The following is a 6,006-nucleotide window of genomic DNA, read 5'->3' on the forward strand; positions in this document are numbered from 1 at the left end:
GGAGGTGGCGGAGGTGTCGGCGGGGGGTCCGGCGCGAGGTGCCGGCTGAGGTGCCGGTCACCCGGCACGCCGCAGTGTGTCCCGCGCGACCTCCTTGTCCACCGCCGCCCGCACCAACGCCGCGGCGAAGACGGCCGGGTCGGTGTCACCGGCCAGTTCGGTCAGGCGCTCCGGCTCCTTCGGCAGGTCCAGCCGTTCGGCGCCCTGGAGGGCCTTGGCATCGAGGTAGGGGGCTGCCTCCGGCCAGACGCCCTGCGCCTCGCGCAGGAAGATGTCGGCACCAGCCGGCCCGATTCCGGGGAACTCCATAAGAAGGCGGCGCAGTTCGGAGACCTTGCCGTCCGCTTCCCGGCGAAGCCGCCGCAGATCGCCGCCCCACCGCTCGCTCAACAGCTCGGCGGCGTCACCGAGCTGGGTGGCCGTGCGCTCGTCGTAGCGCCGGTAGCCGCCCCGGCCCAGGGCGTCGACCCGCTGCTGCCAGCCGGCCTGCGCCATGCGGCGCGGATCGCGCAGCCCCGCCTCGTGCAGGGCACGGGCGGTGGCCAGCGCGACCGAGCCGCGGATACGGGCGCTGAGCAGGTGGGACAGCACCAGCAGCCGGTACAGCGGCTGCGGTGTGTCCTTCAGCCCGACACCCGCCTCGTCGGCGTACGTCCGGCCGTGCGCGCCGAGGAGTTCCCGTACGACGCGCTCCGGGCGGCCCATGGCCTTATCCCTTCAGCGGGTCGTGCCCGACCGTCATCAGCCGGTGCCGGCGCCGGGTGTCCTCGGCCGTCACCTCGGGCTCGGGTTCGTTCTCCAGGTCCACCTGGCCGGTGACCGTGTCCACGACCTTCCGCATCACGCGCAGGTCGTCCTCGGTCAGGTCGGTGCGCCGTTTCTGGAGGATCGCCAGGACGTGCTGCCCGGTGGCCGAGCCGGCCTGGTCCGGCAGCGGCTCGGTGGCCTCGTCGGCGTCGCGGACCCGCAGCCAGGCCGCGAGCTCCTGCGAGGTCATGTTCACCACGCGGTGGAAGTCCTCCCACAGCGCGTCGAGTTCGAGGGCGTCGGTCATCGCCTGCCCCTTCCGTACGTGCGTCGGTTGTCCTGTGCCCTTCCCCCGCGGGTCAGCGGGGGAAATTCTCGGCGTCGAACATCCAGCGCTGCTTCTCCAGCTCCGCGGTGACGCTGATCAGCAGATCCTGGGTGACCGGGTCAGCCTTCTCGGTCGCGTCGACGCGCTCACGCAGCCGGCCGACCGCGTCCTGCAGCGCCTCCACCATCACCTGCACGGCGTCCGAGTCGCGGACCCAGCCCTCCTTCGGGGCGGGCAGCGTGAAGGCCTTCGCGATCGTCTCCGGCCGGCCGTCCGGCGGGACGCCCAGCGCCGCGGACCGCTCCGCGACGGTGTCGGCGAAGTCCCGTGCCGCGGTGACCACCTCGTCGAGCTGGAGGTGGATGGACCGGAAACGGGGCCCGACGACGTTCCAGTGCGCCTGCTTACCGACCAGCGAGAGCCCGAGCAGATCCACCAGGGTGTCCTGGAGTGCCTCGCAGGAGACCTTGCGGGCGTCGTCGGGCAGTGTGCTCCTCACAGCCGTCATTGGGCACTTCTCCTTCTCGCGTCGTTCCTGGTCGTCCGGAGCAGTGCGTCGCGCTCCTCCTCGCCGGTGCCGCCCCACACGCCCGAGGCCTGACCGCTGCTCAGCGCGAAACTCAGACACGGGTCGGCCACCGGGCAGCGCGCACAGACCCGCTTCGCGGCGCTCACGTCACGCAGGGCGGGGCCGGCGGTGCCGACGGGAAAGAACAGCTCGGGGTCCTCGTCCACGCAGGCTGCGCTCCGCAACCACTCCATGAACGCGCGGGTGCCCTGGGCGCACTGGTGCAAACGCGTCGGGTGAGGGTCGTCCGGCCTGCGATATGACCTCTCGGGGACCGCGGGAGGCGCAGAATCTTCACAGAGGGCCGACCAAGGGGCTATAGTCCGAAACTAGCAGTGCTAATTAATGCGCGTTGATGCGCGGCGTGAGGAGCCTCTCGTGCGTCCCGTCCACTTCGCGGCCGCCCGCCGCACCCCCATCGGCAAGCTGCGGGGATCCCTCTCGACGATCCGGCCCGACGATCTCGCCGCCGCCGTCGTGCGGGCCCTGGTCACCGGCGTGCCCGCGCTGGACCCCGCGCGGATCGACGACGTCTACTGGGGCGCCGCCAACCAGGCCGGCGAGGACAACCGCAACGTCGCCCGCATGGCCGCGCTGCTCGCCGGCCTCCCGGACTCCGTGCCCGGCGCCACCGTCAACCGCCTGTGCGCATCGGGCCTGGAAGCCGTGACCACGGCCGCCCGCACCATCGCCGCGGGCGAGGCGGACGTCGTGATCGCGGGCGGCTCCGAGTCGATGAGCCGGGCCCCCTTCGTCCTGCCCCGCCCCGACGACGCCCTGCCGCACCGCATGGAGACCGCCGACACCCGCCTCGGCTGGCGCCTGGTCAACCCGGCGATGCGGGACCTGCACGGTCTGCTGGCCATGGGCGAGACCGCCGAGGAGGTCGCCGCGCGGTACGGCATCCCGCGCGAACGCCAGGACGACTTCGCCCTGCGCAGCCACCAGCGCGCCGCCCTGGCCCGCAAGAACGGCCACTTCGACGACGAGCTCCTCCCCGTGGAGCGCCCCGACGGGGTGGTCGTCGACACCGACGAGTGCGTCCGCGAGGACACCTCGTCCGAGAAGCTGGCCCGCCTGAAGCCGGTCTTCCGGGACGGCGGCACGGTCACCGCGGGCAACGCATCACCGATGAACGACGGCGCCGCCGGCCTCCTCCTCGTCAGCGAGGAGGCCCTGAACGACCTGGGCCTGGAGTCCCTGGGCCGCTATGTCGCGGGCGCCTCCGCCGGAGTCCACCCCGACGTCATGGGCATCGGCCCGGTCCCCGCCACCCGCAAGGTGCTCTCCCGCGCCGGGTGGAGCGTCGGCGACGTGGAGGAGGCCGAGTTCAACGAGGCCTTCGCCGCCCAGGCCCTGGCCTGCGTGGACCAGCTCGGCATCGACCCCGGCCTGGTCAACCCCAGCGGCGGCGCCATCGCGCTGGGCCATCCCCTGGGCTGCTCCGGCGCCCGCATCCTGACGACGCTGCTCCACCGGATGCGGCGTACGGGGGCGGGGCGCGGGCTCGCCACGATGTGCGTGGGCGTGGGGCAGGGGAGCGCGGTCCTCGTCGAGAGGACGTAACGGCAGGACGCAGCGGACGTCGAGCCCCGGCTCCGGGCTTCGGTGGGCCCAGCAGGCGAGACGGCGCTTACGGCCACCCGTTCGTTGCACATAGCATCAGTGTTCGCATGAACACCATGACGCTCTGGCACATCACCGGCTGGGAGTTCGCCGCCCTCGCCTTCGCGGCCCTGCTCGTCGGCTTCTCGAAGACCGCCGTGAGCGGGGCCAACACGGTCAGTCTCGCCATCTTCGCGGCGGTGTTGCCCGCCCGCGCCTCCACCGGCGTGCTGCTGCCCATCCTGATCGCCGGAGACCTCCTGGCCGTCGCCACCTACCGGCGGCACGCCCACTGGCCCACCCTGTGGCGGCTGTTCCCGGCGGTCGCCGCCGGTGTAGTCGTCGGCACGGTGTTCCTGGTCTGGGCGAACGACGCGGTCGTACGGACCTCGATCGGCGCGATCCTGCTGCTGATGGCGGCCGTGACGGTGTGGCGCCGGCGCGCGGCCGACGCGGAGGAGGGGCCGGAGTCGGTCACCACGCGCCCGGGCCGTCTCAAGGCCCGCTCCTACGGTGTCCTCGGCGGCTTCACCACCATGGTCGCCAACGCGGGTGGCCCCGTGATGTCGATGTACCTGCTCTCCGCGGGCTTCCGCAAGCTCGGCTTCCTCGGTACCTCGGCCTTCTTCTTCCTGATCGTGAACGTCTCCAAGCTGCCCTTCAGCGCGGGCCTCGGCCTGATCGACGGCCCGTCGCTGCTCCTGGACCTGGCGCTCGTGGCGTTCGTGGTGCCCGGCGCGCTGCTCGGCAAGTGGGCCGTGCACAGGATCAACCAGCGGCTGTTCGAGCAGCTCGTCATCGCGGCGACCGTCGTGGGCGGTCTGCAGCTACTGCTGCGCTGACTCCCGCGGCAGCGCCGGTCCCCTTGCCGGACCTCGTACGCTCGACGCCGTGTCCTCTCATGTCCTGATCCTCGGCGGCACGGCCGAGGCCCGTGCCCTGGCCGCCGCGCTGGCCGCGCGCCCCGGTGTTCGCGTAACGACGTCCCTGGCGGGGCGTACCGCGACGCCGGGGGCGCTCGACGGGGACGTGCGCGTCGGAGGCTTCGGCGGGGCCGGAGGGCTGGCCGAATGGCTGCGGGAGCAGGGCGTGGACGCGCTCGTCGACGCCACGCACCCGTTCGCCGAGTCGATCACGGCCAACGCCGCCCGCGCCGCGGCCGAGACCGGCGTACCCGCGGTGGTGCTCCGCCGGCCGGGGTGGCGACCCGGCCCCGGCGACGACTGGCACCCGGTCCCCTCGCTGGAGGGGGCAGCCGACCTGCTTCCGCGTCTCGGCCGCCGGGCGTTCCTCACCACCGGGCGTCTCGGCCTGGCCTCCTTCGCCCACCTGACACGACTCCACTTCGTCGTCCGGTCGGTGGATCCACCCGAGCCGCCGATGCCGCCCGACACCCATGTGCTGCTCGCCCGGGGCCCGTTCACCGTCCCCGGCGAGACGGCCCTGCTGCGCGAGCACCGCGTCGACGTCCTGGTGACCAAGGACAGCGGGGGAGCGGCGACGGCGGCCAAGCTGACCGCGGCCCGGGACCTCGGACTGCCGGTCGTGGTCGTACGGCGGCCGCCGCTGCCGGACGGTGTGACGGCCGTACCCGATGTGCAGGGCGCGCTGGACCGGCTGGGGCTGGGGTAGGAGGCTCACACCCAGCCCGTCGCGAGGGACTTCGCCGCCGATGTGCCCGCCGGTTGCCCCCTCAGTCGCGGGGGTGCCGGCGCAGCAGATACGTGTCCATGATCCAGCCCTTGCGCTCACGGGCCTCGGCCCGCAACCGCTCGATGCGAGGGGCCGCCTCGGCGATCGGGCCGGAGGCGAGAATCTCGTCCGGAGTGCCGATGTAGGCGCCCCAGTAGATGTCCACGTCCTCCTGCGCGTACTGCCGGAAGGTCTGGTGGGCGTCGAGCATTACCACCACGTCGTCCACGCCCTCGGGGAAGCCCTCCGCCAGCCGCCGGCCCGTGGTGATCTGTACCGGCCGGGCCACCCGGTTGAGTCCCGTGCGGTGCCGGGCGACGAGCGCCGAGACGCTGCTGATGCCGGGCACGACGTCGTAGTCGAACGCCACGGAGCCCCGCTCCAGCACCTCCTCCAGGATCCCCAGCGTGCTGTCGTACAGCGACGGGTCGCCCCACACCAGGAACGCGCCGGTCTGCTCCTCGCCGAGCTCCTCGGCGATCAGCCGCTCGTAGATGTCGGCCCGGGCGCTGCGCCAGTCCCCGACGGCGGGGGAGTAGGCCGCGCCGCCGGCCCTCCGGTCCCGCTCCGGGTCACGCGCCTCCACGACGCGGTACGTCCCCCCGGGTACGTGCGCGTCGAGCATGTCCCGGCGCAGCCCGGTGAGATCCGCCTTCACCTCGCCCTTCTCCAGGATGAAGAACACGTCCGTGCTCCGCAGCGCCCTGACCGCCTGGAGGGTGAGCTGGTCGGGGTCGCCCGCGCCGATACCGATGACATGAATCTTTCGCACGGCCCGAGTCTGCCGCACCGGGACCGGGCCGGGCACACCGAGGTCGGCCCGTCGCCCCCTTGCCCGGGCGAGGCGAACAGAGGCACGCCGTCCGCGTCCTCCTGGGGTTCGCCGATCACCTCGGGGAGCCGGGTCCCCCGTCGCCGCAGTTCAGCGCCCGGTTGCCGGGCCCCGCAGCCGAGGCGCCCGCGCTCCCGCGTCCACCGGCCGGCCGGTTCGCTCCACGTCCCCGGCCAGCTCCCGCGCCCACGCCGCCACGCTCGCGACGTCGATCCCGTGCGGCAGGGCCTGCCC

General features: G+C 73.3%; 8 protein-coding genes and 1 pseudogene. 3 read left to right on the forward strand and 6 right to left on the reverse strand.

All coding sequences use genetic code 11. The features are described from left to right. Positions 1-57: 57 nt before the first annotated feature. The 4 genes from C1J00_RS36600 to C1J00_RS36615 are packed head-to-tail and all read right to left on the reverse strand — an operon-like array spanning position 58 to position 1,810. Positions 58-705, reverse strand: a complete 648-nt coding sequence (locus C1J00_RS36600) for an HhH-GDP family DNA glycosylase (RefSeq protein ID WP_102913239.1) — start codon at positions 703-705, stop codon at positions 58-60. A 4-nt stretch (positions 706-709) separates the two neighbouring features. Next, a complete protein-coding gene (locus C1J00_RS36605) occupies positions 710-1,054 on the reverse strand; it encodes a DUF3140 domain-containing protein (protein WP_031135226.1) in 345 nt (114 codons plus the stop codon). Positions 1,055-1,106: 52 nt separating this feature from the next. Further along, entirely contained in the window at positions 1,107-1,583 is a 477-nt protein-coding gene (locus tag C1J00_RS36610) for a Dps family protein (protein WP_102913240.1), read from the reverse strand. Continuing rightward, positions 1,580-1,810 (reverse strand): WhiB family transcriptional regulator, encoded by a 231-nt coding sequence (locus C1J00_RS36615; protein WP_391125913.1) that lies wholly within the window; start codon positions 1,808-1,810, stop codon positions 1,580-1,582. The genes C1J00_RS36610 and C1J00_RS36615 overlap by 4 nt, the downstream gene beginning before the upstream one ends. A gap of 211 nt (positions 1,811-2,021) precedes the next feature. Here C1J00_RS36615 and C1J00_RS36620 point away from each other — a divergent pair, with 211 nt between their 5' ends. The 3 genes from C1J00_RS36620 (at position 2,022) to C1J00_RS36630 (ending at position 4,880) form a co-directional block, all read left to right on the forward strand. Further along, positions 2,022-3,209 (forward strand): thiolase family protein, encoded by a 1,188-nt coding sequence (locus C1J00_RS36620; RefSeq protein WP_102913241.1) that lies wholly within the window; start codon positions 2,022-2,024, stop codon positions 3,207-3,209. A gap of 107 nt (positions 3,210-3,316) precedes the next feature. Then, on the forward strand, positions 3,317-4,090 hold the full coding sequence (locus tag C1J00_RS36625; RefSeq protein ID WP_102913242.1) for a sulfite exporter TauE/SafE family protein: 774 nt from the start codon (positions 3,317-3,319) through the stop codon (positions 4,088-4,090). A 49-nt stretch (positions 4,091-4,139) separates the two neighbouring features. Next, positions 4,140-4,880, forward strand: coding sequence for a cobalt-precorrin-6A reductase (locus C1J00_RS36630; RefSeq protein ID WP_102913243.1), 741 nt, complete (start codon positions 4,140-4,142; stop codon positions 4,878-4,880). Between the two features lie 61 nt (positions 4,881-4,941). Here the strand turns inward: C1J00_RS36630 and cobF are convergent, their stop codons facing one another. Next, on the reverse strand, positions 4,942-5,712 hold the full coding sequence (cobF, locus tag C1J00_RS36635; RefSeq protein WP_180989832.1) for a precorrin-6A synthase (deacetylating): 771 nt from the start codon (positions 5,710-5,712) through the stop codon (positions 4,942-4,944). 150 nt (positions 5,713-5,862) lie between these two features. Beyond that, a pseudogene (locus C1J00_RS47335) lies at positions 5,863-6,006 on the reverse strand (DUF309 domain-containing protein); the annotation flags it as partial.

This window comes from Streptomyces cahuitamycinicus (genome assembly GCF_002891435.1).
In the GTDB taxonomy this organism is placed as follows: domain Bacteria; phylum Actinomycetota; class Actinomycetes; order Streptomycetales; family Streptomycetaceae; genus Streptomyces; species Streptomyces cahuitamycinicus.

Coding starts and splice junctions, on each gene's coding strand:
- C1J00_RS36600 (WP_102913239.1), bottom strand. CDS start 705: ATGGGCCGCCCGGAGCGCGTCGTACGGGAACTCCTCGGCGCGCACGGC.
- C1J00_RS36605 (WP_031135226.1), bottom strand. CDS start 1,054: ATGACCGACGCCCTCGAACTCGACGCGCTGTGGGAGGACTTCCACCGC.
- C1J00_RS36610 (WP_102913240.1), bottom strand. CDS start 1,583: ATGACGGCTGTGAGGAGCACACTGCCCGACGACGCCCGCAAGGTCTCC.
- C1J00_RS36625 (WP_102913242.1), top strand. CDS start 3,317: ATGAACACCATGACGCTCTGGCACATCACCGGCTGGGAGTTCGCCGCC.